Below are 26,161 nucleotides of genomic sequence, written 5' to 3' on the forward strand. Positions count from 1 at the left end.
GGGCACCCGCGGCTCTGCTTCGATGCCTGTGCGCGGGATTTGGGATGCTGCCTGGCTGCACGACCCGGGGGACGGCCCGAGACGAACGGGGTGGTGCGTGGGGGACTCCGGGCGGTGCGGGCGGCCGTGGACTGTGACGTTCCCGGTGGCGCGCACCGCCCGGAGGGTTCCGGAGGTACGGGGGCGTGGCCCGCGTTCCTGTGCGGTCGGTGCCGGTGGAGGTGCTCGGGGCGGTACCGGCGCCGCGTTCCTGTGCGGTCGGTGCCGGTGGGGCCGAGGCGGGTACCGGCGCCGCCGCGTTCCTAGGCGGTGCCGGTGAGGTGCTCGGGGCGCACCGGCGTCCTGTTCAGCTCCAGTCCGGTCGCCGCGCGGATCGCCGCGAGGACGGCCGGGGTGGACGACAGGGTGGGGGCCTCGCCGATGCCGCGCAGCCCGTAGGGGGCGTGGTCGTCGGCGAGTTCCAGCACGTCGACGGGGATGGTCGGCGTGTCGAGGATGGTGGGGATGAGGTAGTCCGTGAAGGAGGGGTTCCGCACCTTCGCGGTCTTCGGGTCTACGACGATCTCCTCCATCACGGCCATGCCGAGGCCCTGCGTGGTGCCGCCCTGGATCTGGCCGACGACGGACAGCGGGTTGAGTGCCTTGCCGACGTCCTGGGCGCAGGCCAGTTCGATGACCTTGACCAGGCCCAGTTCCGTGTCCACCTCCACGACGGCGCGGTGCGCGGCGAAGGAGTACTGGACGTGGCCGTTGCCCTGGCCGGTGCGCAGGTCGAACGGCTCGGTGGGGCGGTGCCGCCACTCGGCCTCGACCTCGACCGTCTCGTCCTCCAGGACGTCCACCAGGTCGGCGAGGACCTCGCCGTTGTCGGTGACGACCTTGCCGCCCTCCAGGAGCAGTTCGGCGTGGGCCCAGGCCGGGTGGTAGGTGCCGAACTTGCGGCGGCCCAGCTCCAGGACCTTCTCACGGACCAGTTCGCAGGAGTTCTTGACGGCGCCGCCGGTGACGTACGTCTGGCGGGACGCGGAGGTGGAACCGGCGGAGCCGACCCGCGTGTCGGCGGGGTGGATGGTGACCTGTGTGACGCCGAGCTCCGTGCGGGCGATCTGGGCGTGGACGGTGACGCCGCCCTGGCCGACCTCCGCCATCGCGGTGTGGACGGTGGCGACGGCCTCGCCGTTGATGACCTCCATGCGCACCCGGGCGGTGGAGTAGTCGTCGAAGCCCTCGGAGAAGCCGACGTTCTTGATGCCGACGGCGTAGCCGACGCCGCGTACGACGCCCTCGCCGTGCGTGGTGTTGGACAGACCGCCGGGCAGGGCGCGCACATCGGCGCCCGCGGTGGTCTCCCACTGGCGCTCCGGCGGCAGCGGCCGGGCCTTGACGCGGCGCAGCAGCTCGGCGACGGGGGCCGGGGAGTCCACGGGCTGCCCGGTCGGCATGATCGTGCCCTGCTCCATCGCGTTGAGGCGGCGGAACTCGACCGGGTCCATGCCGAGCTTCGCGGCGAGCTTGTCCATCTGCGCCTCGTACGCGAAGCACGCCTGGACGGCGCCGAAGCCGCGCATGGCGCCGCAGGGCGGGTTGTTCGTGTAGAGGGCGATGGACTCGATGTCCACGTCGTCGATGACGTACGGGCCCGCCGACAGGGAGGCGGCGTTGCCGACGACGGCCGGGGAGGCGGAGGCGTAGGCGCCGCCGTCCAGGACGATGCGGCACTTCATGTGGGTGAGCTTGCCGTCCTTGGTGGCGCCGTGCTCGTAGTACAGCTTCGCCGGGTGGCGGTGGACGTGCCCGAAGAACGACTCGTACCGGTTGTAGACGATCTTGACGGGCTTGCCGGTGCGCAGGGCGAGCAGGCAGGCGTGGATCTGCATGGACAGGTCCTCGCGGCCGCCGAAGGCGCCGCCGACGCCGGAGAGCGTCATACGGACCTTCTCCTCGGGCAGGCCGAGGACGGGCGCGATCTGGCGAAGGTCGGAGTGCAGCCACTGCGTGGCGATGTACAGGTCGACGCCGCCGTCCTCGGCGGGCACGGCGAGGCCGGACTCGGGGCCGAGGAACGCCTGGTCCTGCATGCCGAAGGTGTACTCGCCCTCGACGATCACGTCGGCGCGGGCGCGGGCGGACTCGACGTCGCCGCGGATGATCGGCTGGCGGTGGACGATGTTGGGGTGCGGGACGTGTCCGGCGTGGTGGTCGTCGCGGCCGGGGTGGAGGACCGGCGCGTCGGGGGCGAGGGCGGACGCCTCGTCGGTGACGACGGGCAGCTCACGGTACTCGACCTTGATCTTGGCGGCGGCGCGGCGGGCGGTCTCCGGGTGGTCGGCGGCGACGACGGCGACGGGTTCGCCGTGGTGGCGTACGACGCGGTGGGCGAGGACCGGGGTGTCCTGGATCTCCAGGCCGTAGTTCTTCACCTCGGTGGGCAGGTCGTCGTAGGTGAGGACGGCGTACACGCCGGCCTGGGCGAGGGCCTCGGAGGTGTCGATGGAGACGATCTCGGCGTGGGCGACGGGCGAGCGGAGGATCTGGCCCCACAGCATGTCCTCGTGCCACATGTCGGAGGAGTAGGCGAACTCTCCGGTGACCTTGAGGGTGCCGTCGGGGCGGAGGGTGGACTCGCCGATGCCGCCCTTGGTTCCCCGGACGCCCTGGGTGACCTTGGTGGGGGTGCCGGCGGGGGCCGCGGCGGCGCGGGCCGCCCGGTCGGTCTTCGCAGTGGTGTGCGCGGTGGTGGTCATGGGGGTCAGACCGCCTCTCCCTGACGTTCCTGACGGGCGGCCGCGAGGCGGACGGCGTCCAGGATCTTCTCGTAGCCGGTGCAGCGGCAGAGGTTGCCGGAGAGCGCTTCCCGGATGTCCTCGTCCGTCGGGGACGGGTTGCGCTCCAGCATCTCGTCGGCCGCGACGAGCAGACCGGGGGTGCAGAAGCCGCACTGCACGGCGCCCGCGTCGATGAACGCCTGCTGGATCGGCGACAGCTCGGCGCCCTCGCCGGTCTGCGAGTCGGTGCCGCGCGCCGACCAGTTCTTCGCCTCGTCCAGGCCGGTGCCGTCGCCGCAGGAGTGGGTACGCCCCTGGGCGCGCTGCCGGGCGTGGTCGGCGAGGCCCTCGACGGTGACGACCTCGCGGCCCTCGACCTGGCCCGCGGCGACCAGGCAGGAGCAGACGGGCACGCCGTCGAGACGGACCGTGCAGGAGCCGCACTCGCCCTGCTCGCAGGCGTTCTTGGAGCCGGGCAGGCCCAGGCGCTCGCGCAGGACGTACAGGAGGGACTCGCCCTCCCACACGTCGTCGGCCTGCTGGGGGCGGCCGTTGACCGTGAAATTGACGCGCATGGTTATGCCGCTCCTTCCAGCGTGCGGGCGCTGCCCCGGTACTGCTCCCAGGTCCAGCCGAGGGTGCGGCGGGCCATGATGCCGACGGCGTGCCGCCGGTACCGGGCGGTGCCGCGTACGTCGTCGATCGGGTTGCAGGCCGCGGCGGCGAGCTCGGCGAACTGCTTCGCGATCGACGGGGTGATGATCTTGCCGCTGTCCCAGAAGCCGCCCTCTTCCAGCGCGGCGTTCAGGAACTCCTCGGCCTCCCGCGCGCGGATCGGCGTGGGCGCGGCGGAGCCGATGCCCGTGCGGACCGTGCGGGTCTCCGGGTGGAGCGAGATGCCGAAGGCGCAGACGGCGATCACCATGGCGTTGCGGGTACCCACCTTGGAGTACTGCTGCGGGCCGTCGGCCTTCTTGATGTGGATGGTCTTGATGAGCTCGTCCGGCTCCAGGGCGTTGCGCTTCACGCCCGTGTAGAACGCGTCGATGGGGATGAAGCGGGTGCCGCGCACCGACTCCACCTCGACCTCGGCTCCGGCGGCGAGCAGCGCCGGGTGGGCGTCCCCGGCCGGGGACGCGGTGCCCAGGTTGCCGCCGACGCCGCCGCGGTTGCGGATCTGCGGGGAGGCGACGGTGTGGGAGGCCAGGGCGAGGCCGGGCAGCTCGGCGCGCAGGTGTTCCATGATGCGGGTGTACGGGACGGAGGCGCCCAGGCGGACGTTCTCCTCGCCGACCTCCCACTCGCCGAGCGGCTCGATGCGGTTGAGGTCCAGGAGGTACTCGGGCCGCCGGTGGTCGAAGTTGATCTCGACCATGACATCGGTGCCACCCGCGATGGGCACAGCTGTGGGGTGCTCCGCCTTGGCGGCGAGCGCCTCCTCCCAGCTGGCGGGGCGAAGGAAGTCCATGAGTGGCTCTCTTTGATCGGTGTGATCGGGATGTCCTCCGGGGTCGGGGACGGCCGGCCCGGGGGCGTGTTCATCTGGTGTTCACGCTTGGTGGGCCCAGTACACCCACCGGTGCTCCACCCGGTGCAGTCACCGAAACCATGAAGGAGTTGGCTGGCGGCACCCGGCGTCTTGTAGATTCGAACGAAACGCGAGGATGGCTGTCCTCTTCGTTTTCCCCCGGGAACGGTGACGCGGGTCACCGCTCCTGTTGAGACACCCACGAGAAGGATCGGCGGCAACGACATGCGGCTGCGCGCACTGCTGGAGACCGACGCGCTGGGGCTGCGGCTGCTCGGCGGCGAGGACGAGCTGGACCGCACCGTGCGCGGCGTCATGACCACGGACCTCAGGGACCCCAGCCGTTATCTGTCGGGCGGTGAGCTGGTCCTGACCGGTCTGGCGTGGCGGCGGGACGCGGCGGACTCGGAGCCGTTCGTACGGATCCTGGCGGCGGCCGGGGTGGCGGGGCTCGCGGCCGGTGAGGCCGAGCTCGGCGCGATCCCGGACGATCTGGTGCAGGCGTGTTCCCGCCACCGGCTGCCGCTGTTCGCGGTCCACGAGTCCGTCGCGTTCGCAACGATCACGGAGCATGTCGTTCGACAGGTGTCCGGTGAGCGCGCCGGGGACCTCGCCGCCGTGGTGGACCGGCACCGGCGGCTGATGACGTCCGGACCGGCGGGCGGCGGCCCCGAGGTCGTCCTCGACCTGCTCGGCACGGACCTGGACCTGCGCGCCTGGGTGCTGTCCCCGACAGGGCGGTGCGTCGCCGGGGCGGGGGCGCCGCTGCCTCCCGCGACGGCCGCCGCGCTGGCCGGTGAGCACCTGGCGGCGACGCGCGGCGGGCGGCGCGGCCCGCACCGGGCGCAGGTGGCGGGGACGACGTACTCGCTGTTCCCGATCCGCAACACCGGGCGCGGTGCCGCCCCGGCGGTGCGGGACGTGCGCGAGACGGTGCTGTCGGACTGGCTGCTCGCCGTGGAGGCGGACGCGGGCGACTGGCCCGCCGCCCGGCTGGACCTCCTCCAGGGCGTGACGCAGCTGATCGCGGTGGAGAGGGACCGGCGGGACGCCGCCCGTACGGTACGCAGGCGGCTCGCCCAGGAGGTGCTGGAGCTGGTGCAGACGGGCGCCGCACCCGCCGAGGTCGCCGCACGGCTGCGGGTGGCCGCGCCGGTGCTGCTGCCGGGGCTCGGCACGGCGCCGCACTGGCAGGTCGTGGTGGCCCGCGTGGAGTGGGGCGGCGACGGCACGGTGGAGGCGGGCCCGGTCGCGCAGGCGCTGCTGGAGGAGGTGCTCGTCGATCCGGCGACGACGGGCGCGGACTCGGCCGACCGGATCGCCGTGGCGCACTCCGGGGACGAGGCGATCGCGCTCGTACCGCTCCCGGCCGTCCCCGCGGAGCCCGCGTCCGAAGGGCCGTCGGGCGAGGACGGCGACGCGGCGGCCGACGGGGCGGAGGCGGCGGGCGCCGCGGGAGGCGGGGCCGAGGGCGCGGCGGACGGCGCGGGGCCGGGGCTGCACGCGGACCGGCTGCTGGCCGCCGTGCGGGCGCCGCTGTCGGCGGGCCTCGGCGACGACGGGCGGCTCACGCTGGGCGTCAGCGCGGCCGTCACCTCGGCGGAGGGCCTGCGCGGCGCCCTGGAGGAGGCCCGGCACGCCCGCCGGGTCGCGGCGGCGCGCCCCGGCCGGGTCTGCGCGGCGGGCCACCACGAGCTGGCGTCGCACGTGCTGCTGCTGCCGTTCGTCCCGGACGACGTGCGGCGCGCGTTCACGGCACGGCTGCTGGACCCGCTGCGCGACTACGACCGGCGCCACCGCGCGGAGCTGATCCCGACGCTGGAGGCGTTCCTCGACTGCGACGGCTCGTGGACCCGCTGCGCGTCCCGGCTGCACCTGCACGTCAACACGCTGCGCTACCGGGTGGGCCGCATCGAACAGCTGACGGGCCGCGACCTGTCCCGCCTGGAGGACAAGCTGGACTTCTTCCTGGCGCTGCGCATGTCCTGACGGTTCGCCAGCCGGTGGGCGGCGCCCCGTCCCCGTCGGGAGCGGGCTGCGAACCCCGTACCCGCCGGGAACGGCGTGCGAACGCCCGGGCGTTCCGGCATAGTTGGCGTCCGAGAACCTCGCTGGGGGAAGCCCGACGCGGTACCGGCGTGCCGGGTACCGCCACCACGCGGCTCGCCCGCCTCCCTGGAGCGCCCGGCCGCCCGGGTGCGGGGCCACCGATGGCCCGCCCGTCAGCGAAAGTGACGTTACGAGGAGAGCGCTGATGGCCGCCGGTGACGGCAAGACACCGGTCGGGGCGACCGACTTCCCGGCACCCGGGCCGCCCGGACCGCGCACGTCCCCCACGCCGGTGCCGCCGGTACCGCCGAGGGGCCCGGCCGTCCGAACTCCCGGTGACCGGTCGGTGGCCGCGGGCGGCAACGCCCGGACCGTCATCACCGGCGACAACGTCACCCATGTGCACCTGGGCCTGGGGGCCGCGGTGATCGTGGCCGCCCTCGCACTCGGCGGTGTCGCGGCCGCCTGGTACTGGCCCGGTCCGGCCGAAAACGGGTCTCCGGCGGGCGGTAGGCCGCCTCTGGCCGTCACGACACGGTTTGCGCCGAACCCGGAACACTGCGACGGCTGGATCTTCCCCGGCCGACTGCCCGGCGCCGTTCCCGTACCCGCCGGTGCGCCCACGGCCGAGTGGGCCCACGCCCAAGGCGGCGTCGACGGTGGCCGTACCGCACTCCGGCTGGTGGTGCAGGGCACCGGTGACCACGACGTCGTACTACTGGGCCTGCGCGCCGTCGAGCAGCGCGAGACGCGGCTCGCCCCCGGCACCACGGTGGCCCTGCGCCTCGGCTGCGGCGGCGACCTGGAGGAGCGCCACTACCAGGTGCGGCTCGGGGAACCCCACGAGGACGTCACCCTCGTGGTGCCCGAGGAGGACGGCTCGGCGCGGCGCGTCGAGAAGCCGTTCGGGTACACGGTGTCCGCCACGGACGCGGAGGTGTTCTCCATCGAGGCCCTCGCCCCCGACGAGCCCGACCGGGTCGCGTGCGACTGCGTGGTCACGTGGAAACTCGCCCTCGACTGGGCGTACAAGGGCGAGCAGGGCACGCTCATCGTGGACGACCGGGGCGCGCCCTTCCGGACCGGGGACCTCTCCCCCGGCCACCCGTACCCCCATGTGGTCAAGGCGGGCCTGTCCTGGCGGTAGCGGCACGGCCCGGCCGCGCGGATGCGGAACGCCCGCCGCCGGATGGGAGTTTGGGGCGTATCGAGGCGACGACTGCGTCATGATGTCCGTATGACGCGACAGCGGAAGGTGCTGGCCTGGACCGCGATGGTCCTCGGCGGCCTGCTCGCATTCGGAGCGCTGACGGCCCTGGTCGTGCGGGACCTCGACACGGCGGACAAACTCGCCAGCGTGCTCGGCGCCCTGGCGGGCGCGGCTGGCCTGGCGGTGTCGCTGCGCGCGCTGTCCCGCCGGGCTCCGGAGCCCGCCGCCACCGGGCCGGTGGTGACCACGGAGGGAGAGCGGTCGGTCGCCGCGGGCGGGACGATCTCCGGCACGGTCATCACCGGGGACGGACGGAGCGTCGGCCCCCTGCCGCCGCCCTCGTGCGGTGCCCGGCCTGCCCCGGGCCCCCCGGCCGACGTCTGGGTCCCCGAGGTCCGGACCCCGGGTGCGCGGTCCGTCGGCGCGGGCGGGGACATCTCCGGGACCGTGGTGACCGGCGACGGCGGGTCCTGACCCCACCGGGCCTGGCCCTCACCATCACCGAGGGAGCCGGCGCACCGGACGGCCCACACCCTGGACCGCCCCGCCTACGGCGCCCGCGCCCAGGCCGTCACGTCACCGGGTGAGTACACGGCTGAACGCGCCCGCCCGGGCGGCCAGTTCCGCCCAGGTGCCCTCCTCCGCGACCCGGCCGCCCTCCAGTACGGCGATCCGGTCCGCCCTGCGCACGGTCGCCGGGCGGTGGGCGATCACCAGCGTCGTACGGCCCCGCGACGCGGCCGTCAGCGCGGCGGACAGCTCGGCGTCACCGGCCGTGTCCAGGTGGGCGGTCGTCTCGTCCAGCACCAGCACCCGGGGGCGGGCCAGCAGCGCCCGGGCCAGGGCCACCCGGGAGCGCTGCCCGCCGGACAGGGTCGCGCCCCGCTCCCCCACCGCCGTGTCGTACCCGTCCGGCAGGGCGTCCGCGATCCGGTCCACGCCGCACAGCCGGGCCGCCTCCCGCAGTTCCTCGTCCGTCGCGCCGGGCGCGGCGAGGCGCAGGTTCTCGGCGAGGGTGCCGTGGAACAGCGGCGCGTCCTGCCCCACGACGGCGACCGTGCGCCGCAGTTCGGCGTCGGCGACGTCCCGCAGGTCCACGGCCGTGCCGTCCGCGCCGACCAGTTCGACCGCCCCGTCCGCCGGGTCCCAGAACCGGGCCAGCAGATGCGCGCACGTCGACTTGCCGGCCCCGGACGCGCCGACCAGCGCCAGGGTCTCCCCCGCCCGGACGGCCAGGTCCAGGCCGCTCAGGACGGGCCGCCCGGCGCCGTAGTCGAAGGACACGCCCCGGAGCCGTACCGCCAGTGGCCCAGGCGGTACGGGACGGGGGGACGCGGTGGGCGGGGCGCCCGCCTCCGCGTGGACGGCGGCGCCCACCCGCCCGGCGGCCGCGCGCAGCCCGCCCGCCTGGCCCAGCGCGGCGGCCGCGTCCGCGACGGGGGCCAGCACGCCCAGCGCCAGCGCAGCCGCGGCGGGCGCCCACCCGGGCTCGCCGCCCAGGGTGTGCGCGGCGACCGCGACGACGCCCACGACGGCGGCGGCGACCAGCACGTCCCGCACGGCGGCGGCGCCCGATTCCCAGGCGGCTTCGGCGCGTTGGGCGTCGCCCAGGCGGCGTCCGCGTTCCCGGAGTCGTGCGCGGCGCCGGTCCAGCGCGCCGAACGCGAGGAGCTCAGGCAGCCCGTCCACCGTCTCCACGGCGTCCGCCGACAGGTCGGCCGCCGCCCGCCGGGTGCGGGCGCCGCGCGCCGCCCTGCCCCGCGCGTCGAGGACCGGCACGGCCGCCAGCAGCGCGGCGGCGGGTACGACGGCGGCGAGCAGCGCCGGGTCCACGGCGGCCAGCACCATGGACCCGCCCGTGAACACAGCGGCGGACGCCAGGAGTTGGGCGACGGCGTGCGCGTAGAAGAACTCCAGCGCCTCCACGTCGCCGAGCGCCGCCGCCGCGAGGTCGCCGCTGCGACGCCCCTCGATCCGGGCGGGCGCGGACCGGGCGAGCCCGTCGAAGACCCGTACGCGCAGGCCCGCGAGGACCCGGTACGCCAGGTCGTGCGAGAGGTCCATCTCCCGCCACGTCGCCACCGCCCGTACGAGGACGAGCGTGACCAGCGCGGCGATGGTCCCCGCGCCGGGGAGGGCCCCGGTGGCGACGGCCGTGCCGACCGTGTGCGCGGCGAGCGTCACCAGCGCGACCAGCGCGGCCTGGTCCACCAGGGCGGTGGCGAAGGTCCGTACGGTCATGGAGCGCATCGCGCGGTCCTCGGTCAGCACCGGCAGCAGGGCCCGCAGCGCGCCGCGCGGCACATGGTCCGGCTCCGCGCCGGACGGCGCGTGGTCCTGCGCGTCGCCGCCCCGCTGCTCCTCCACCGCACCCCCGTGCGCGCGGTCCGTCACGCCGCCGTCTGTCCGGTTCGTCATGCCGCCGTCTCCTCCGTAGTGCCCGCCGCCACGAGGCGGGCGTACACCGCGCTGCCCCGCGTCAGGGTCGTGTGCGTGCCGGTCGCCTCGACGCGGCCGCCGTCGAGGACGACGATCCGGTCCGCGTCCCGCACCGACGCCAGCCGGTGCGCGACGACCAGGCAGGTGCGGCCGCGCGCGGCGTGCGGCAGGGCGCGGCCGATCCGGGCCTCGCGCCGCTCGTCCACGGCGCTGGTCGCCTCGTCCAGGACGAGGACGGGCGCGTCGGCGAGCAGCGCCCGCGCCAGGGCGATGCGCTGGCGCTGGCCGCCGGACAGGGTCGCGCCGCGCTCGCCGACCTGCGTGTCGTACCCGTGGGGCAGGGCGGCGATCTCGTCGTGGATGCCCGCCGCCCGGGCCGCGTCGCGCAGTTCGCCGTCGGTGGCGTCGGGCCGGGCCAGGCGCAGGTTCTCCGCGATCGTGGCGTGGAACAGGTACGTGTCCTGCGAGACGACCGCGATGCCGCGCCGCAGCGAGGCGAGGGCGTACGCCGTGTGGTCGGTGCCGTCGAGGGTGATGCGGCCCGCGTCGGGGTCGCCGTGGCGCAGGAGCAGCGCGAGGAGCGTGGACTTGCCCGCGCCGGACGGGCCGACCACCGCCGTCGTACGGCCCGCCTCCGCGGTGAAGGTGACGCCGCGCAGCGCGGGCCGGGTGGCGCCCGGGTGGGTGAAGTGGACGTCGTGGAAGGCGATGGCGGGCGGCGCCCCGGGCGGCAGTTGCGCGGTGCCGTCGTCGGGGACGGCGGGCCGGGCGGTGCGCAGCGCGGCGATGCCGTCGGCGGCGGAGACGCCCAGGTAGCCGGAGTGCCACTCGCGGGACAGGTCGCGGACGGGCCGGAAGCACTCGGACGCGAGCATCAGCAGCAGGTACGTGCCGGTCGCGGTGGTGCGGCCGGACGCGGCGGACGCGCAGGCCAGGAGCGCGGCCGCCACCGTGCCGCCCTGCACGGCGAGGTCGGTGAGGCCCGTGTCCACCAGGGAGACGCGCAGTTTGGCGACGGTCGCCCGGTGCAGCGCCGCCGAACGCTCCTGGAGGCGGGCCCGGACGCGGGAGACCGCTCCGGCGGCGCGCAGCGCGGGCATGCCCTGGAGGGCTTCGAGGTAGTCGGCGGCGAGCGCCTCGTACGCCCCCCAGTGCTCCTCGCCGCGCCGGGCGAGGAGCCGGTCCCACCAGCGGGGCGCGAACAGCGCGACGAGCAGCGCCGGGGCGAGCGCGAGGACGGCGTACGGCTCCACGAAGGCGACCGCCGCGAGCAGCAGCGGCGGGGCCGCGCAGGTGACGAGCAGCTGCGGCAGATAGCGGGAGACGTACGCGTCCACGCCCTCCACACCGTCGACCAGCGTGGCGCGGACGGCACCGGCCCGGTCGTCGGCGCCGCGCGCCGGGCCGGACGCGCCGAGCCGTCGCAGGAGCGTGTCGCGCAGTTCGGTGCGGACATGGGCGCCGGCGCGGGCGGCGACGGAACGCTGGGCACGGCCCAGGACCGTGCGGACGGCGACGACGGCGAGGACCGCGCCGAGCACGGGCGGCAGGGCGGCCGTTTCGCCGCGCGCGATCCGGGCGAGCGCGACGGCGAGGAGCACGGCCTGCGCGAGATGGGTGGCGGTGACGGCGGCGAGGAGCGCGGTCGCGCCGAGCAGGGGCCGTTGGGCGGCGCGGGCGGCGCGCAGCAGCTCCGGGTGGAGCATCATCGGGAGGCGTTCCCTTCGGTGGCGGTGCCCAGGGCCAGGGCGTGGACGAGGTGCGCGGGGCCGTGCGGACCGCGCTGCCACGACCCGACGGGGCGGGCGGCGACGCCGAGCGCGGCGGCGGTGGCCTGGGCGGCGCCGACGGCGTACCCGGCGGCGATGTGGTCGCGGCGTACGCGCGCGGGGTCGGCGTCGTCGGGGCAGCCGTGGGCGAGCAGCAGCGCCCCGGTACGGGCGAGCCACTCCTGCCGCGCGGCGCGCACGGCGAGGTCGCCGGGCCGCCAGGGGGCGCGGGGGTCGTCGGCCCGTACGAGCTCCCAGGCGAGCGCGGCGGGGCGGGCGGGGCCCGTACCGCCCGGGCACGCGGTGGAGGTGGTGGACGCGGTGTACGCGGTGGAGGCCGTGGCCAGGATCGACGCGAGCCGGGCGGCGGGCGGGACTCCGGGGAACGGCGGGGGCGCGCTGCGCCGGGCCGCCAGGGCCGTGTCCGGCAGCTCCGGCACGCCGGGCGGACGCCATGTGCCGGTGCCGGACGCCGTGAGCGCGTACAGCACCTCCCGCGCGGCCCGCAGCACGGGCGGGACGGGTCGCGCGTCGGGTGCGGGCGCCGCACCGGGCGGGTACCCGGCCCACCGGTCCAGCGCGTCGTCCGGGCCTGGCGTCAACCGCACCGCCGCCAGGGCCTGTTCGGGGGCCCCTGGGCCGTGCGGCAGTCCGGCGGCCGCCGCGAGAAGGGCGCCGTCCGCGTCGGGGCACCAGGCGGGCGCCCCGGCGAGGGTGAGCGCGACGGCGGCGTGCCCGGCGTCCAGGAGCAGCAGCGGCCAGCCCCGGTGGCCGTACTGGGAGGCGGTCCGCCGGGCGGTGACCGTCAGCACGGCGAGCGCCCCGGGCGGGGCGTCCCCGTCGGCGGCCCCGCGCGGGTGCAGCCGGTGCGTGACGGGCTGGTAGGCGTAACGGCCGGGCGGCAGGCCGGTACCGGGGCCGAGCAGCAGATGGGCGTTGACGGGGTGCAGTGCCCCCGCGGACGCGGCGGGCCGTAGCCGGTCCCCGGCCAGGGAGAGCCGCAGCAGCCGGTCCAGCGGGGCCGGTACGGGCAGGGCCGGGCCCGGCCAGGGCGTGACCTGCGGCCCGGCCGGGAAGCGGGGGCCGGGCACCCGGCCGGAACGGGCCAGCGACAGGGCGCGGTTGACGAGGGGCGGGGCGCCGTTCACGGAAGGCGGCGCGTCGTTCACGGAGGACACGGCACGTCTCACATGTGCGGGGGCGGGGCGAGCGTGAAGTCCCCGGGTCCGGCGGGCGGCCGGTCGCGCCAGCCGCGCGCGAGGGCGGCGTCGGCGAAGCGCGGGCAGCCCAGGTACGCGAACGCGGCGGGGGCGTTGGGGACGAGGCCGGACACGAGGACGCGGGCGACGCGCAGCGGGGTCTCCGCGACGTCCTCGGTGGTGAGGTCCAGGGTGATGACCCGGTGGCCGCCCTCCGCGAGGCGGGCCCGCAGCTTCCCGGGGCTGCCGTGCGGGATGTCCTGGACGGGGACGGTGCCGAGGGCGGGCGCGGTGAACCGGCGGGCGTACGGCGCCATGCGCGGGTCCAGCCACACCTGGACGTGGGCGCCGAGGTCCCGTACGGCGGCGAAGTCCTCCCCGCAGACGTCCAGGTAGCGGCGGTCGGCGCGGTGGTCCAGGTACAGCCCGCGGGCGAGGAGCCCGGTCTCGACGGCCCGGAACACCCAGCCGTCCGGGTCGGTGGCCCCCTGGGTGAACACCCACGTGTGGACGGCCTCCAGGACGGCCTTGCGGGCGGCTTCGGCGGGGTCGTACCGGCAGGCGAACCCGGCGGCGTGGATGCCGCGCGCCGGGTCGTGGACGAGCGCGGCCACGCACGGCGCGAACTCGGACGGCATCTCCACCAGCGCCACGTCGAGTCCGGTGCCGTCGAGGTCGTGGGCCAGGCCGGGGACGCTCGCCGGGTCGATGCCCCGGGCGGGCCCGTCGAGGTGCCACCACAGCTCCAGCGCGTCACGCTCCACGACCTCCAGCAGGCCGCGTTCCACGGCGTCGTCGAGACCCTGGCCGGTGGCGATGCCCGCGTAGTTGAGGTGGTGGGTGCGGGGCAGCGAACGCAGGTCGCCCTGCCGCCAGTTGAGGTGGCTGAGCGCGACCGGCACCCAGCATTCCTCGCCGTCCTCCCGTGCGCGGGTCCACAGGGCGGGCGTGTCGGCGGTGAGCGGCCGGTAGGGGAAGCGGGCCCGCTCGTACTGCCAGGGGGCGTACGCGGGGAGGTCGCCGGGACCGTACAGGCGCCGTCCCTCGGCGGCGAGTTCGGCGGCGGTCGCGCGGACCGGCGCGTCGGGGTGGCCGGGCGGAGGCAGCCGGTTGCCGCAGTACCGCTCGACGGCCTCCGCTATGGCGGCGATCCGGGCCCCCTCGGGGTCGCCGAACGTGGTGCCGAGCGAGACCCGGTCGGCGGGCCAGGCGCCGAAGCGGCGGGCGTCGGCCACGTCGGCGGTCATCGCGGTGTAGCGGGGCGGGGCGCCGTCGGGGTGCGGGACGGGCGCGACCTCGCGGACGATCCCGCAGAGGGGGTCCACCAGCGACTCGATGTCCAGGGCGCTGCTCACGTCGGTATCTCCTGTAGGGGGTCGGCCCGGCGCAGGCGGGCGCGGGGTACGGCGGGCAGCCGCAGGACGCTGCCGGGCAGGCGTACGGTGCGCCGGGAGGCGGCCAGGCGGGTCGCGGTGACCGGGTCCTCGCCGGTGTGCGGGTTGCGGGCGTGGGCGGGGAAGTGGTGTCCGGCGACCTCGACGCGCAGGCGGGTGCCCGCGTCGAGGCGGCGGGCGAGGTGGCCGAGCGGCACGGTGAACGGGCCGGGCCGGGCGCGGCGTACGACGCCGGTGGCCAGCGGCCGGGCGCGCCCGTCGGGGGTGAGCGCGACGAGGCGGACCGCCCAGTCGGCGGACGGGGTGTCCGCGGTCGCGTCGAGCCGCGCCTCGGCGGGGCCCAGCAGGTCCAGGGGGCGGGGCAGCGGCGGCCCGGCGAGGAGGCAGCGGTCGGCGGGCGCGGCGGCGGGGAGGGGAACGGCGAGGTCGTCGGAGCGTACGGGCCGGGCGGGGTCGGCGGTGAACTCGGCGCCGTGCACCAGCCGCAGCCCGGCCGGTTCGCCGAAGCGGTACGTGACGGGCTCCGCCGTACGGGGCAGGGCGTACCAGTGGTCGCTGTCGCCGTGCCCGACGACCGCGCGGCTCCCGTGGAGGGCTCCGTCGAGCGCGGCGCGCGCCCAACGGGCGTACAGCGTTCCGAGGTTGAGCCGGTGGGCGGGGCGCGCCTCGGGTGCGGGTCCGGCGGTGAGGCCGTGGCCCCAGGGGCCGAGGATCAGCCGGGCGGGTCCGCGCCAGTCGCGCCACAGCCGGATCGTGTCCTGCGCGAACGGGTCGCGGGTGCCGCCGACGGCGAGCAGCGGCACGTCGCCGGTGAGGGGCGGGCGGCGGGCGGCGTCCCACAGGGCGGCCCAGCCGGGCGTGTCGAGGAGGTCCCGTACGGGCAGGCGGCGCGGGTCCGGCGGGGCGGCGGCGGTCGAGACGCGGCCGTGCCCGTGGGCGGCCCACCAGCCGGCGCGAGCATGCAGCCGCTCGGGCCCCGTGGGTTCGCGGGCGGTCTCGGCGAGGCCGAGCGCGGGGACGGCGGCGAGGACGGCGTCGGCGCCGGGGGTGACGAGGGCGCAGTACGCGGCGTAGGAGGCGCCCGCGGTGACCACGCGCCCGTCGCTCCACGGCTGGTCGCGCACCCACCGCAGGGTCGCCGCGCCGTCGCGGGGCTCGTGGTCGCCGTAGGGCCTCCAGTCGCCGCCCGACCCGTACCGGCCGCGCACGTCCTGGGCGAGGGCGGCGAAACCCCGGGCGGCCCAGGCGGCCAGCTCGGCACGGTGGGCACGCCGGTCGTAGGGCGTGCGGAGGACGACTGCGGGATGCGGGCCGGGCCCTGCGGGGAGACACAGGTCGGCGGCGAGTCCGTCGATCCGCACGACCGTCGGGGCAGCCGGGTTCACTGTGCCCGCCGTGGTCGCTGTGGCCGTCGGGGTCGCCGGGGTGGTCGCCGCGCCCCTCACGCCGGACCGCCCGTCGAAAGGGGCGCCGCGGGGTGCGGGGCAGGGGCGGGCGCGGGAAGGGGCGCCACGTCGGGGACGGGGAGAACCGTGTGACTGGTGACGGCGAGGTCGCGCAGGTCGAGGCGGCGCAGTCGGCGGCGTACCGGCAGGGGGGCTCCGGCGGCCCAGGCGAGGAGGTCGGCGGTGAGGAGCGCGGCGGTGAGCGCGGCGGACGCCTCGGTGTGCCGGGGGCCCTCGTCGGGGGTGGCGTGTCCGGCCCAGAGCGCGGCGAGTTCGCGGTGGGCGGGGGTGGCGGCGAGGCGGCGGAGCCGTACGTGGGCGGAGGTGACGTCGCCGGGCGCGGTGGCGGGCGGTTCGATCCAGGCGTGGGCGCCCTCGCGGTGGGTGCGCAGCCAGGCGGTGCCGTGCCCGGGCAGCCGGTCGGCGGCGTCCCAGAGGCCGGGCGGCACGGGGCCGTCGAGGCACCAGACGACGGCGGTGCGGTCGGAGTCGACGGCGGCGGCCTCGTCGGGGGTGACCGTGCGGGTGACGCCGCCCGCGTCGCGTACGTACCGGGTGAGGGGCACCGTGAGGACCGGGTCGCCCAGGACGGCGACGGTGCGGCCCGCGAGGGGCGGCGGCGGGGCGTGGCCCGTGTAACCGGCGTCGGCGAAGGCGTCGGCGAGGCGTTCGATCTCCGGGTCGGCGACCGGGCCTGTGACCGGACCGCCGGCCGCGTCGGCGATCGGACCGCCGGCCGCGTGGGTGATCGGGCCGTTGAAACGACCGTCCGTCAGCCGCGCGGTGAGCGCCCGCGGGTCGGCGCCCGCCGTGGCGACCCGCAGGAACGTTCCGTCGGGCGTACGGACGGCGAGCCCTTCGCCGGGGACGGTGACGAGGACGACGCCGGGGGCGAGGGGCACGGGTTCCTCCAGAAGCGGGTGGGGCCGGGTGGCCGGGGACGGGGCGGGCCCGCCCGGGAAGGCGATCCGGGCGGGCCCCGTACGGGTGGGGACCTGGATTACTGGTCCGCGCCCGCCTCGGCCACGTCGTCGAAGGGGTTCTCGACGAGGGCGTTGGAGTGGGTCGCGGAGAGGTGGGCGAGCTGGCCCTGCTCGGCGATCGGGGTGAACACCTCGTGCTGCTCCATGGGTTGAGCCTCCGTTTCCGGATCGGTGGTGCGTGAGTGGTGTGCCACCGGACCCGGCGGCACACCCCGCACTCTAGTGAATATGATTTTCATTTTGCAATACCGAAGGCAGAGGGTGATCCGGGTAACACACCGGCCACCCGCCTTCCGGGTCGCGCCCCACCCGCCCCACCACGCCCAGGACTTGGGCGAGCAGACGCGGCGTGACGACCTCGTGCGGCGGCCCGTCCGCCGCGATCCGGCCGTCCCGCAGCGCGACGATCCGGTCCGCGAACCGGGCGGCGTGGCCCAGGTCGTGCAGGACCATCAGGACCGTCAGGCCCCGCTCCTCGCGCAGCCGTACGACGGTCCGCATGACCTCCAGCTGGTGGCGCAGGTCCAGGTACGTGGTCGGCTCGTCCAGCAACAGGACGCCCGTGTCCTGGGCGAGGGCCATGGCGAGCCGTACGCGCTGCCGCTCGCCGCCGGACAGGTCGTCCACCGGCCGGTCGGCCCAGTCCTGGACGCCCACGTCGGCCAGCGCCCGCGCGCACACGGCGTCGTCGCCGTCCCGGAGCATGCCGAGCGGCCCGCGCGCCGCGTACCGGCCCTGCCGCACGAGCTGACGCACCGTCATGCCGGGTACGGGCGGGGCCGACTGGTGGAGCAGGGCGACCCGGCGGGCGGCGGCCCTGCGGGAGAGCCGGGCCACGTCGTCGCCGTCCAGCAGGACCCGCCCGGCGGAGGGCCGCAGCAGCCCGGCGCACAGGCGCAGGAGGGTGCTCTTGCCGCAGCCGTTGAGACCCACGAGGGCGACCGACTCGCCCGGTTCCACCCGCAGGTCCACCCCGGCCAGCACCTCACGTCCGGGGTAGCCGAACCGCAGCCCCTCGACCAGCACGGCCCCGGCGCCCCCGGCCGGTACGGACCCCGGCGTTGGCGCGGCGCCCGGCGCGGGTGGGGACCCCGGCGTTGGCGCGGGCCCCGGGGCGGCGGCCCCGGCGGGTACGGACGTCATGTCGGTTCCTTCCGTCGTCGAGCCACGATCAGCAGCAGCGCCGCGCCCACACAGGTGGTCAGCGCCCCGGCGGGGATGCTCAGCCGGTCCGAGCCCAGCGCGGGCCCGAGGAGCCGGGAGAGCCACTGCGCCCCCGCGTCGGCCCCGCCCACCACCACCGCGCCGGTCAGCGCCGCACCCGGCAGGGCGTACCGCAGGTCGGCGCCGCACAGCGCGAACGCCAGGTGCGGGACGAGCAGCCCGACGAACCCGAGCGCGCCCACGACCGACACGGCGCCGGCGGTGAGCGCCACCGCGCAGGCGAGCGCGGCGAGCCGGGCGCGGCCGGTGCGCAGCCCCGCGGCGGCCGCCTGCTCGTCGCCGCACCGCAGCAGGGTCAGCGGCGCGGCCAGCAGCCAGGCGGCGGCGCCCCAGGCGAGCGCCCAGGGCCACAGCAGGTTCCAGTGCGTCCACACGCGGCCCTCGGTGGAGCCGACCAGCCACTGGACGACGCTGCCGAGTTCGCCGGGCGCGACCAGCAGCACCATGGCGGTCAGCCCGGACAGCACGGCCGACACGAGGACGCCGTGCACGGCCGTACGCTCCGGGTCGCCCCGGTCCCGCCCGGCCAGCAGCCACAGCAGACCCGCCCCCGCGAACCCGCCCGCGCAGGCGGCGGCCACCACGGCGCCGGGCGACCGCCACCCGGCGAAGCCGAGGCCCGTCGCGGCGACCGCGCCGAGCACCGCGCCGGGCGTGACCCCGGTGACCTCGGGCCCGGCCAGCGGGTTGCGCAGCGCGGACTGGAGCACGGTCCCGGCCACGCCGAGGCACGCGCCCGCGACGAGGGCGACGAGGGTACGGGGCATCCGCAGGTTCAGGACGACGTGCCGCGCGGTCGCGTCGCCGCCACCGGCCAGCACCTCGGCGACCTGGCCCGCCCCGACGGCCCGCCCGGCGACCATCCCGGCGACGGCGGCGCACGCGACACCCGTCAGCAGCAGGGCCGGCAGCACCCACCGGACGCGGCGAACGGAGGGCACCCGCTTGAGGAGGGCGGTGCTCATCGCCGCACCGCCCTTCGCCGCAGCAGCGCCACGCCCGCCGGTACGCCGAGGAGCGCCGTCCAGGCGCCGACCGGGGTCTCGGTCGGGGCCAGGGCGAGGCGGGCGGGCTGGTCGGCGGCGGCGACGACGAGGGCGCCCCACACCGCCGCCCAGGGCAGCCAGCCCACGGCGTCGAGGTCGGGCCGCAGCCGCCGCGCCAGGTGGGGGGCGAGGAAGCCGACCCAGGCGACCGGCCCGCACACGGCGACCACGGGCGCGATCAGCACGACCGCGATGGCCAGCGCGGCGATCCTGGCGCGCCGCACCCGGACGCCCAGGGCACGCGCGTCGTCGTCGCCGAGCCGCAGCACGCTCAGCACGGGCGCGCACAGCACCAGCGCGGGCACGGCCGCGGCGAGCCACGGCCACAGTCCTGCCAGGTCGTCCCAGGTGCGGGCGGACAGGCTGCCGAGCAGGTACCGGTAGACGAGCTGGAGGTCCAGCTGGTCGGCCAGCACCATCAGGACCAGGAGCGCGGCCTGAAGGGCGGCGGCCACGGCGGCGCCGGTGAGCAGCACGGCGGACGGGCTGCGGCCGAACCCGGCGGCGACCAGGGTGAGGAGCCCGCCGAGCGCCGCCCCGCCCAGGGCGAGGAACGGCTGCGCGGCGAGCGGGACGGACAGGGCGAGGACGAGCGGCGCGGCGACGCCGAGGGCCGCGCCGCCGGATACTCCGAGCATTTCCGGGACGGCGAGCGGGTTGCGCAGGGCCTCCTGGAGGACGAGCCCGGCGGCGCCGAGGCACGCCCCGGCGACGAGGGCCAGGAGGAGCCGGGGCAGGCGGAGTTCGGTGACGACGATTCCGGCCAGGTCGTCCCCGCCGAGCGCCGGGAGCAGCCGGGCGAGCGGCACGTACGGGGTGCCGAGGCAGAGCGCGGCGGCGGTGACGGCGGCCAGGGCGGCGCCCCCGGCCACGTACAGGCGCGCGGGGGACGCGGAACGGGGCAGCGGCGGCGGGGTCACTTCAGCGCGGCCGTCGCCTCGTCGAGGACGATGCCGAGGGAACGGGTGCCGCGCCCCTTCGCCCACACCTCGGCGTCCACCTCGTGGACCGCGCCGTTCCTCACGGCCGGGATGCGGGACCACAGCGGGTTCTTGGCGAGCTTGTCGGACAGTTTCCCGTCGGGTTCGCCGAAGGAGAGCGTCTCGACGAACAGCACGTCCACGTCGCGGGCGAGGATCTCCTCCATGCTGTAGGTGCCTTCGACGCCGCGGTTCTGCCAGGGGTAGTCGGCGATCTTCGGCATGAGTCCGGCGGCCACGTCCCTGCCGGGGGTGGCGACGCCGAAGTTCTCGTCGCTGCCGAAGATGATCAGAGCGGTCCTGTCGCTCTTGTTCTGTTCGGCGGCGGCGAGTTTGGCGCGGAAGGCGCGTTCGGCGTCCTCGCCCTGCCGGGTGTGTCCGGTGAGTGCGGCCAGGTTCCGGAGGTAGCCGACGCTGTCCTGCCAGCTGGTGGGCTGGACGGGCCAGAAGACGGTGGCGCCGTCGAGGGCGGGGGCGAGCTTGCCGTGGGTGTCCTCCAGGCCGATGACGAGGTCCGGCTTGTGGGACAGGATCGCCTCGGTCTCGGGGGCGATGAACCCGCCGGGCACGACGGGGATGCGGGCGGCCTTCTCCTTGCCGAGGAACTTCGGGTGGGCGAGCAGCGCGGAGTTGGTGGCGGTGGGGGTGAGGCCCAGCTCGGCCAGCATGTCGTCGCAGAGGGCGACGAGGCAGACGATGCGGCGCGGGGGCGCCTTCGTGGTGACCGTGTGGCCCTTGGGGTCGGTGATCTGGCGTGCGGCGGCGATGGGCTGGACGGAGACGTCGGTCTTCGCGCCCGCGTCCGCCGCCTTGGGCTCCGCGTCGGGCGGGGTGGTGGTGCCGCAGCCCGCGATGAGCGTGCCGAGGACGGCGGCGGCCGCCCAGCGGCGCACGGTCCTCAGCATCCTGCGCGACGCCGGTATGCCGTCCGCCGACATCGCGTGTGCCGGCGTCCCGGGGGCGTGTGCGGCGTGTGCGGGTGTCCCGTGGGTCATCGGGCCTCTTTCCGTGGTGGGTCTGTCGCAACGATCCGTCACATGATAATCATTCTCAATAAGCCCTGACCACACCCTCTCTCCCCGACCCACGGAGCCCGCCATGCCCCTCTCCCCCCGCCTGCTGGTCGCCGACCAAGTGGCCGGTTCCCTACGGCTCCTGGCCCTCCCGGGCGGCGAGGTCACCGGCGTCGTGGAGGGCCGGCACCTCGCCGAGCACGCCGGGTTCCTCGCCCTGCCCGGCGGCCGCGCCGCGTTCGTGGACGACCTCGCGGGCGAGCTGGTCGTCCTCGACCCGTACGGCCCCGACTCCGGGCGACCGCTGGTCGGGGCGGTCGTCCCGGTGGCGGTCCCGGCCGAGCACCTGGCCGCCGACCCGACCGGCCGCCGCCTCGCCGTCACCACCGGCCTCGGCCGCAACCACGCGCCGTGGAGCGACCTGCTGACCGCCGTCCAGCTGGACGCGCCCCGGGGCCCGAAGGCGGTACGGGTCCGCGCCCGCACCGGCGAGCCGGGCGTCACCGTCCTCGGCGCGGACGACCCGCTGGTGGTGCTGCGCCACCGCGAGCCCGGCGCGCTCACGGCGTACCGGCACACCGACCTGATGGCCGCCGCGCCGTCCTGCCCGCCCGCCACACCCGCGTACGAGACGGGGCTGCCGGACGCGGACGGGCACGGTGACGCCCACGACCCCGTCACCGGGCGGCTGTTCGCGGCGGCGGGCTCCGGTGTGCACCGGGCACGGCGCGACGGCGAGAAGCTCGCGGTGGAGGAGCCGCTGTCGTGGGGCGGGCCGGGGCGGGGCTACTACCTGCGCGTCGATCCGGTCCGCCGGACGCTGTGGTCGTGCGTGCGGGGCGGCCCCGCGGACCCGGGGCGGTGGCCGGAGTGGTCCAACGACGCCTGGTTCCACGGCCTCGACGACGACCGCAGGGCGGGCCGGGTGCCGCTCGGGCCTGGGCTGGTGTTCCGCCTGGCCGTGTCGGCCGCCCACATCGCCTACGCGCGGGTGCACCCCGACGGCGACGAACTGGTGCTGATCGACCCGGAGTCGCCGCGCGTGGTGGCACGGCTGCCGCTGCCCGCCATGGACGGCGCGCCCCGGCCGGGCGGCACCCCGTGGGACGGGGTCCAGCGGCGCGCGGTCGCCGCGTCGCCGGGGGCCCCGCTGGTCGCCGTCAGCCGGGGCGGTCACGGGGAGATTCACCTTTTCGACGGAACGTCACCCGCGGGCGTCCTGCGGGTCCCGACCCCCCTCGACGAGGGCGGCCACCTGGCACTGCTGGCCCCCGGCGACGAGGCGCACCTCGATCCGGTCGGCAGGTGATTGTGAAACATTTCACTCGACCTCTTGGCCGGGTGAGCGTTTCCGTGCTGTGATGCGTCCGGACTCATCGGCCCAACGGTGTGCGGGGAGGGCAATGTGGCGTATACCGCCATGTCTGGTTCCGGAACGACCGAAGGTGACGATCCTCTCCAGACCGCGGTATGGCGGCTGCGCTCCCGCGCCTGCTGGACCGACGCGGCCGCGCTGCTCGCCCCGTACGCCGACGACCCGCCCGTGGCGGTGCAGCGGGCCGCCCTGCTGATCGAGCGGTGCCTGTACACGGAGGCGGGCTGGCCGGAGGCCGAGGACGCGCTGCGGGCCGCCGAGGCCGTCGCGCGGGCCGACGACGACCGGGGCGCCGCGGCCTGCGAGCGCGGCTACCTGGCGTACGCGGCGACCCTGCACGGGGTGCGGGACCGGGCCGACGAGGCGCGGGCGGCGCTCGGCCGGGCGGCGGCGCTGCTGGGCCCCTCGTCGCCGGGGCGGGCACTGCTGGACTTCCGGCGCGGGCTGCTGGCCCAGTACCTCGCGGACACCCCGCAGGCGGCCCGCGCCGCGTACCGGAGGGCGCACGCGGGCGCGACCGCGCAGGGCGACACGCTGCTGATGTCGTTCACCTGGCGGCACCTGGCCGGTCTCGCGCTGCGGGAGGGCGAACTGGCGGAGGCGCGGCACGGGTTCGCGGAGTCGCTGCGGCTACGGGAGGAGCTGGGCTACCTGGTCGGGACGGCCCCGGCGCTGGCCGCGCTGGCGGACGCCGAACCGGAGCCGGAGGCGAGCCGCCTGCGGGCCGAGGCGCAGCGCCTGTTCCGCCTCCTGGGCGGCGTGCCCACCTGGCTGGCCGCGCACCTGACACCCCACCCGGCGGTCTGACGGCCTCCCGGTACGGCAGCGGTCTCCCGAAGCCCGTCCGGCGGTGCCGCCGGCCGCGCCGCGCAGCGGTCCACGGGGCACCGGGACGGATGTCGGTCGCGCCCACGCGTTTCACGAACGGCCGCTTATGGTGCGGCCGTTGTGCTTCGCTGGTGCCTGCCGATTACGTGCCGCGTACCCCTCCCTTCCCGCTCGACCGCGGTGATAGGTTCCCTGCGCAAGATCGCGAGGGGAGCGGTCGGCGGCGTCGACGCGCGCCGCCACGGGGGGGCGTTCCGGGGGGAATGTGAAGATCGACCGCAGGGTTCCGCCGTCCTGCCTCCCGAGCCGCGCTCCCGCCCTCGCCGAGAGCCAGGCAATCTTCACCGACACGAGGGAACCCATCGTGCACTCACCCCGTCCACGCGCCTCGACGGCGCTGGCCGCCGTGGCCGTCGACGCGGTCTCGTGACCGCGTCGACGCCCGCGCAGGCGATCGTCGGCACCCCGCCATCGGACACCGCGTACGCCTTCACCGCGCAGCTCCAGATCGGCAGCGGCGAGCAGGCGCGGGCCTGTTCGGGCGCGCTGATCGACCCCGCTGGATCATCACCGCCGCCAGCTGCTTCGCCGCGAGCCCGCTCCAGGGCGGCGAGGTCGCGCCGGGCGCGCCCGCCTACCGGACCGTGGCGACAATCGGCCGCGCCGACCTGACGGCAGGGACCGGCGGACACGTCACCGAGGTCACCCATCTGGTGCCGCGCGCCGATCGGGACGTCGTCCTGGCGCGTCTCGCCACGCCCGCCACCGGGATCCGGCCCGTCGCCCTGGCGTCGGGCCCGGCGGCGGCCGGGGACACCCTGAAGGTCGCGGGCTACGGCCGTACGAAGACCCAGTGGGTGCCGGACCGGCTGCACGTGGCGTCGTTCGGGGTGAACAGCGTGAACGGCACCACCCTCGGCATCACCGGTGCCACCGCCGCCGACTCCGTCTGCATGGGTGACAGCGGCGGGCCCGTCCTGCGCGAACGCGACGGCGCCGTGGAGCTGGTCGGCGTCAGCAGCCGCTCCTGGCAGGGCGGTTGCTTCGGCGTGGAGGAGACCCGCAACGGCGCCGTGGCCGCGCGGACCGACGGCATCGCCGTAGGCGACCGGCTCACCGCGGGGCAGCGGCTGCGGTCCGGCGAGACGCTGGCCTCCGGCTCCGCCACGCTCACCATGCGCGCCGACGGCAACCTCGTCGTCACCTCCCGCGCCGGCAAGGTCCTGTGGTCCACGGGCACCGCCGGGAACGCGGGCGCCACCGCCGAGTTCGGCGCGGACAGCAACCTCGTCGTGTGCGACGCCGCCGGAACAGCCACCCTGTGGCAGTCGGGCACCGGCGCCGCGGGCGGCTCGCTGGTCCTCCAGGAGCGCGGCAACCTCGTCGTGCGCGACGCCCAGGGCCACACGCAGTGGACGACCGGCACCGCCGTCCGCAACGACTTCGACGGCGACACCCGCGCCGACATGCTCGGCTGGTACGACTACGCCGACGGCCGGGACATGCTGTACCGGTTCGGCGGCTCGGACACGGGCGCGCTGGCCTTCCCCCTCGCCGGGTACACGAGCCCCGCGGGCAGCGTGGACCACGCCCGGGTGAAGAAGGTCTCCGGCGACTTCAACGGTGACGGCAACGCCGACGTCGCCATCATGTACGGCTACGCGGACGGCTCCGTGAGGATGTGGACGTACGTCAGCCAGGGCAACGGCACCTTCGCGGCCCCGTTCGCCTCCTGGTCGGCGCCGGCGGGCAGCTTCACCTGGTCCCGCGCGCGTCTGGAGAGCGGCGACTTCAACGGCGACGGCCGCGACGACGTCGGCGTGCTCTACGACTACGACGGCGGTGCCGTGAAGCTGTGGACGTTCCTGGCCACCCCGACCGGCGGGTTCAGCGCCCCGAAGGTCGCCTGGGACCACCCGACGTGGGGCGACTGGGCCCGAACGGACCTGCACTCCGGCGACTTCGACGGCGACGGCCGCGACGACGCCGTGCTCTGGTACGACTACCAGGACGGCCGGGACGTCGTCCACGTCCTGGAGGGCAACGCGGACGGCACGGTCGCCTCGCCCCGTACGGCCCTGACCTCGGCCGCGGGGAGTCTCACGCACTCCTCGATGAAGATCGTCCTCGCCGACTACAACGGCGACGGCCGCGACGACATCGGGGCGATGTACGGCTGCGCCGACGGCAACGTGAAGATGTTCACCTGGCCGACGAAGGCCGACGGCACGTCCGACTCCGTCCGGATCGGCTGGGCCAGCGCCACGGCGAGCTCCTGGGGCTTCGCCCGCACCCACTTCCTGCACCGCCCCCCCCCCCCCCCCCCCGCGGCATCCGACCGCGGTCCGGGAGGAGCACACGACGGCGGGGCGGTCTCCTCCGGCACGGCGCCGGAGGGGACCGCCCCGCCCGTTTCCCGGGGCGCGAGGGGCGGCGCGGCGTTTCGGGGCCGGTGGCGGGGGCACACGTCCGGCGTCCGTCCCGGGCGACACCGGAGGTGATCTCCATGCCAGGGCGTGAGGAGCTGCCCTCCACGCTGGAGCGGTCCGCGAAGGAGGCACAGCGAACCTGGATCAAGGCGCACGACTCGGCCGTCGAGCAGTACGGCGAGGGCGAACGGGCCCACCGGGTCGCCTTCAGCGCGCTGAAGCACACCTACGAGAAGGTCGGCGACCACTGGGAGCGCAAGGAGCAGGGCCGCAAGGGCCCCTCCGACCCGCGCGCCGCGGCTCCGCGCGGCACTCCGGCCCGCAGCGGCGCGGGCGTCGACGAGAACGCCTCGAAGCAGCACCTGTACGACATGGCGAAGCGGCTCGGCATCGAGGGCCGGTCGCAGATGACGAAGGCCGAGCTGGCCGAGGCGCTCCGCAAGGAGAACCGTTCCCGCACCCGCCAGGCCCGGGAGCGCTGACCC

21 protein-coding genes are annotated in these 26,161 nt (G+C 76.4%); 7 read left to right on the top strand and 14 right to left on the bottom strand.

Features of this window, described 5'->3' with window-relative positions; all coding sequences use genetic code 11:
- Window positions 1-302 precede the first annotated feature (302 nt).
- From pucD to J116_RS04095, 3 genes are read right to left on the bottom strand one after another with little or no spacing between them, the layout of a single operon-like run.
- Complete coding sequence (gene pucD / locus J116_RS04085; protein ID WP_023590624.1) at window positions 303-2,744, bottom strand: xanthine dehydrogenase subunit D; 2,442 nt, start codon at window positions 2,742-2,744, stop codon at window positions 303-305.
- Between the two features lie 5 nt (window positions 2,745-2,749).
- Window positions 2,750-3,340, bottom strand: a complete 591-nt coding sequence (locus tag J116_RS04090) for a (2Fe-2S)-binding protein (RefSeq protein ID WP_023590623.1) — start codon at window positions 3,338-3,340, stop codon at window positions 2,750-2,752.
- Between the two features lie 2 nt (window positions 3,341-3,342).
- Window positions 3,343-4,233, bottom strand: coding sequence for an FAD binding domain-containing protein (locus J116_RS04095; protein WP_023590622.1), 891 nt, complete (start codon window positions 4,231-4,233; stop codon window positions 3,343-3,345).
- Between the two features lie 285 nt (window positions 4,234-4,518).
- Between J116_RS04095 and J116_RS04100 the strand changes: the two genes are divergently transcribed.
- From J116_RS04100 to J116_RS04110, 3 genes are all read left to right on the top strand, one after another.
- A complete protein-coding gene (locus J116_RS04100) occupies window positions 4,519-6,282 on the top strand; it encodes a PucR family transcriptional regulator ligand-binding domain-containing protein (protein WP_023590621.1) in 1,764 nt (587 codons plus the stop codon).
- A gap of 265 nt (window positions 6,283-6,547) precedes the next feature.
- A complete protein-coding gene (locus J116_RS29020) occupies window positions 6,548-7,489 on the top strand; it encodes a hypothetical protein (RefSeq protein WP_023590620.1) in 942 nt (313 codons plus the stop codon).
- Window positions 7,490-7,579: 90 nt separating this feature from the next.
- Window positions 7,580-8,026, top strand: coding sequence for a hypothetical protein (locus J116_RS04110; protein ID WP_023590619.1), 447 nt, complete (start codon window positions 7,580-7,582; stop codon window positions 8,024-8,026).
- Window positions 8,027-8,128: 102 nt separating this feature from the next.
- On the opposite strand, the gene J116_RS04115 is transcribed toward J116_RS04110, so the two are convergent.
- From J116_RS04115 to J116_RS04160, 11 genes are all read right to left on the bottom strand, one after another.
- The gene (locus J116_RS04115; RefSeq protein ID WP_023590618.1) at window positions 8,129-9,970 is read right to left on the bottom strand and encodes an ABC transporter ATP-binding protein; all 1,842 of its coding nucleotides are present in this window, start codon (window positions 9,968-9,970) and stop codon (window positions 8,129-8,131) included.
- Window positions 9,967-11,700, bottom strand: a complete 1,734-nt coding sequence (locus J116_RS04120) for an ABC transporter ATP-binding protein/permease (RefSeq protein ID WP_028964677.1) — start codon at window positions 11,698-11,700, stop codon at window positions 9,967-9,969. The genes J116_RS04115 and J116_RS04120 overlap by 4 nt, the downstream gene beginning before the upstream one ends.
- Window positions 11,697-12,929, bottom strand: a complete 1,233-nt coding sequence (locus J116_RS04125) for a SagB/ThcOx family dehydrogenase (protein ID WP_139140458.1) — start codon at window positions 12,927-12,929, stop codon at window positions 11,697-11,699. Before J116_RS04125 ends, J116_RS04120 begins: the two co-directional genes overlap by 4 nt.
- A gap of 17 nt (window positions 12,930-12,946) precedes the next feature.
- A complete protein-coding gene (locus J116_RS04130) occupies window positions 12,947-14,314 on the bottom strand; it encodes a YcaO-like family protein (RefSeq protein WP_023590616.1) in 1,368 nt (455 codons plus the stop codon).
- Window positions 14,311-15,738, bottom strand: coding sequence for a CocE/NonD family hydrolase (locus tag J116_RS04135; protein WP_023590615.1), 1,428 nt, complete (start codon window positions 15,736-15,738; stop codon window positions 14,311-14,313). The genes J116_RS04130 and J116_RS04135 overlap by 4 nt, the downstream gene beginning before the upstream one ends.
- Window positions 15,739-15,794: 56 nt before the next feature.
- Window positions 15,795-16,700 (bottom strand): hypothetical protein, encoded by a 906-nt coding sequence (locus tag J116_RS04140; protein ID WP_023590614.1) that lies wholly within the window; start codon window positions 16,698-16,700, stop codon window positions 15,795-15,797.
- A 98-nt stretch (window positions 16,701-16,798) separates the two neighbouring features.
- The gene (gene amiA, locus J116_RS31190; protein WP_268810580.1) at window positions 16,799-16,927 is read right to left on the bottom strand and encodes a streptamidine family RiPP; all 129 of its coding nucleotides are present in this window, start codon (window positions 16,925-16,927) and stop codon (window positions 16,799-16,801) included.
- Window positions 16,928-17,000: 73 nt separating this feature from the next.
- Complete coding sequence (locus J116_RS04145) at window positions 17,001-17,924, bottom strand: ABC transporter ATP-binding protein (RefSeq protein ID WP_079147653.1); 924 nt, start codon at window positions 17,922-17,924, stop codon at window positions 17,001-17,003.
- On the bottom strand, window positions 17,921-18,970 hold the full coding sequence (locus J116_RS04150; protein ID WP_037948673.1) for a FecCD family ABC transporter permease: 1,050 nt from the start codon (window positions 18,968-18,970) through the stop codon (window positions 17,921-17,923). Before J116_RS04150 ends, J116_RS04145 begins: the two co-directional genes overlap by 4 nt.
- Window positions 18,967-19,929: a FecCD family ABC transporter permease gene (locus tag J116_RS04155; protein WP_051204030.1), complete on the bottom strand. Its 963-nt coding sequence runs from the start codon at window positions 19,927-19,929 to the stop codon at window positions 18,967-18,969. Before J116_RS04155 ends, J116_RS04150 begins: the two co-directional genes overlap by 4 nt.
- Window positions 19,930-19,967: 38 nt before the next feature.
- Entirely contained in the window at window positions 19,968-20,936 is a 969-nt protein-coding gene (locus tag J116_RS04160; RefSeq protein ID WP_028964674.1) for an ABC transporter substrate-binding protein, read from the bottom strand.
- A 193-nt stretch (window positions 20,937-21,129) separates the two neighbouring features.
- On the opposite strand from J116_RS04160, the gene J116_RS04165 reads away from it, so the two are divergent.
- The 4 genes from J116_RS04165 (at window position 21,130) to J116_RS04180 (ending at window position 26,158) form a co-directional block, all read left to right on the top strand.
- On the top strand, window positions 21,130-22,353 hold the full coding sequence (locus tag J116_RS04165) for a hypothetical protein (RefSeq protein WP_023590609.1): 1,224 nt from the start codon (window positions 21,130-21,132) through the stop codon (window positions 22,351-22,353).
- Window positions 22,354-22,464: 111 nt separating this feature from the next.
- Window positions 22,465-23,226: a hypothetical protein gene (locus J116_RS04170; protein ID WP_079147654.1), complete on the top strand. Its 762-nt coding sequence runs from the start codon at window positions 22,465-22,467 to the stop codon at window positions 23,224-23,226.
- Window positions 23,227-23,813: 587 nt separating this feature from the next.
- A complete protein-coding gene (locus tag J116_RS04175) occupies window positions 23,814-25,748 on the top strand; it encodes an FG-GAP-like repeat-containing protein (RefSeq protein ID WP_235617407.1) in 1,935 nt (644 codons plus the stop codon).
- Window positions 25,749-25,753: 5 nt separating this feature from the next.
- A complete protein-coding gene (locus J116_RS04180) occupies window positions 25,754-26,158 on the top strand; it encodes a ChaB family protein (protein ID WP_028964673.1) in 405 nt (134 codons plus the stop codon).
- The last annotated feature ends 3 nt before the right edge of the window (window positions 26,159-26,161 follow it).

The organism is Streptomyces thermolilacinus SPC6, from assembly GCF_000478605.2.
Taxonomy (GTDB): domain Bacteria; phylum Actinomycetota; class Actinomycetes; order Streptomycetales; family Streptomycetaceae; genus Streptomyces; species Streptomyces thermolilacinus.

Bases quoted from the DNA above. Each gene is read 5' to 3' on its own strand.
- pucD (WP_023590624.1), bottom strand. From the start codon at position 2,744: ATGACCACCACCGCGCACACCACTGCGAAGACCGACCGGGCGGCCCGC.
- J116_RS04090 (WP_023590623.1), bottom strand. From the start codon at position 3,340: ATGCGCGTCAATTTCACGGTCAACGGCCGCCCCCAGCAGGCCGACGAC.
- J116_RS04095 (WP_023590622.1), bottom strand. From the start codon at position 4,233: ATGGACTTCCTTCGCCCCGCCAGCTGGGAGGAGGCGCTCGCCGCCAAG.
- J116_RS04100 (WP_023590621.1), top strand. From the start codon at position 4,519: ATGCGGCTGCGCGCACTGCTGGAGACCGACGCGCTGGGGCTGCGGCTG.
- J116_RS29020 (WP_023590620.1), top strand. From the start codon at position 6,548: ATGGCCGCCGGTGACGGCAAGACACCGGTCGGGGCGACCGACTTCCCG.
- J116_RS04110 (WP_023590619.1), top strand. From the start codon at position 7,580: ATGACGCGACAGCGGAAGGTGCTGGCCTGGACCGCGATGGTCCTCGGC.
- J116_RS04115 (WP_023590618.1), bottom strand. From the start codon at position 9,970: ATGACGAACCGGACAGACGGCGGCGTGACGGACCGCGCGCACGGGGGT.
- J116_RS04120 (WP_028964677.1), bottom strand. From the start codon at position 11,700: ATGATGCTCCACCCGGAGCTGCTGCGCGCCGCCCGCGCCGCCCAACGG.
- amiA (WP_268810580.1), bottom strand. From the start codon at position 16,927: ATGGAGCAGCACGAGGTGTTCACCCCGATCGCCGAGCAGGGCCAGCTC.
- J116_RS04145 (WP_079147653.1), bottom strand. From the start codon at position 17,924: ATGACGTCCGTACCCGCCGGGGCCGCCGCCCCGGGGCCCGCGCCAACG.
- J116_RS04150 (WP_037948673.1), bottom strand. From the start codon at position 18,970: ATGAGCACCGCCCTCCTCAAGCGGGTGCCCTCCGTTCGCCGCGTCCGG.
- J116_RS04160 (WP_028964674.1), bottom strand. From the start codon at position 20,936: ATGCTGAGGACCGTGCGCCGCTGGGCGGCCGCCGCCGTCCTCGGCACG.
- J116_RS04165 (WP_023590609.1), top strand. From the start codon at position 21,130: ATGCCCCTCTCCCCCCGCCTGCTGGTCGCCGACCAAGTGGCCGGTTCC.
- J116_RS04170 (WP_079147654.1), top strand. From the start codon at position 22,465: ATGTCTGGTTCCGGAACGACCGAAGGTGACGATCCTCTCCAGACCGCG.
- J116_RS04180 (WP_028964673.1), top strand. From the start codon at position 25,754: ATGCCAGGGCGTGAGGAGCTGCCCTCCACGCTGGAGCGGTCCGCGAAG.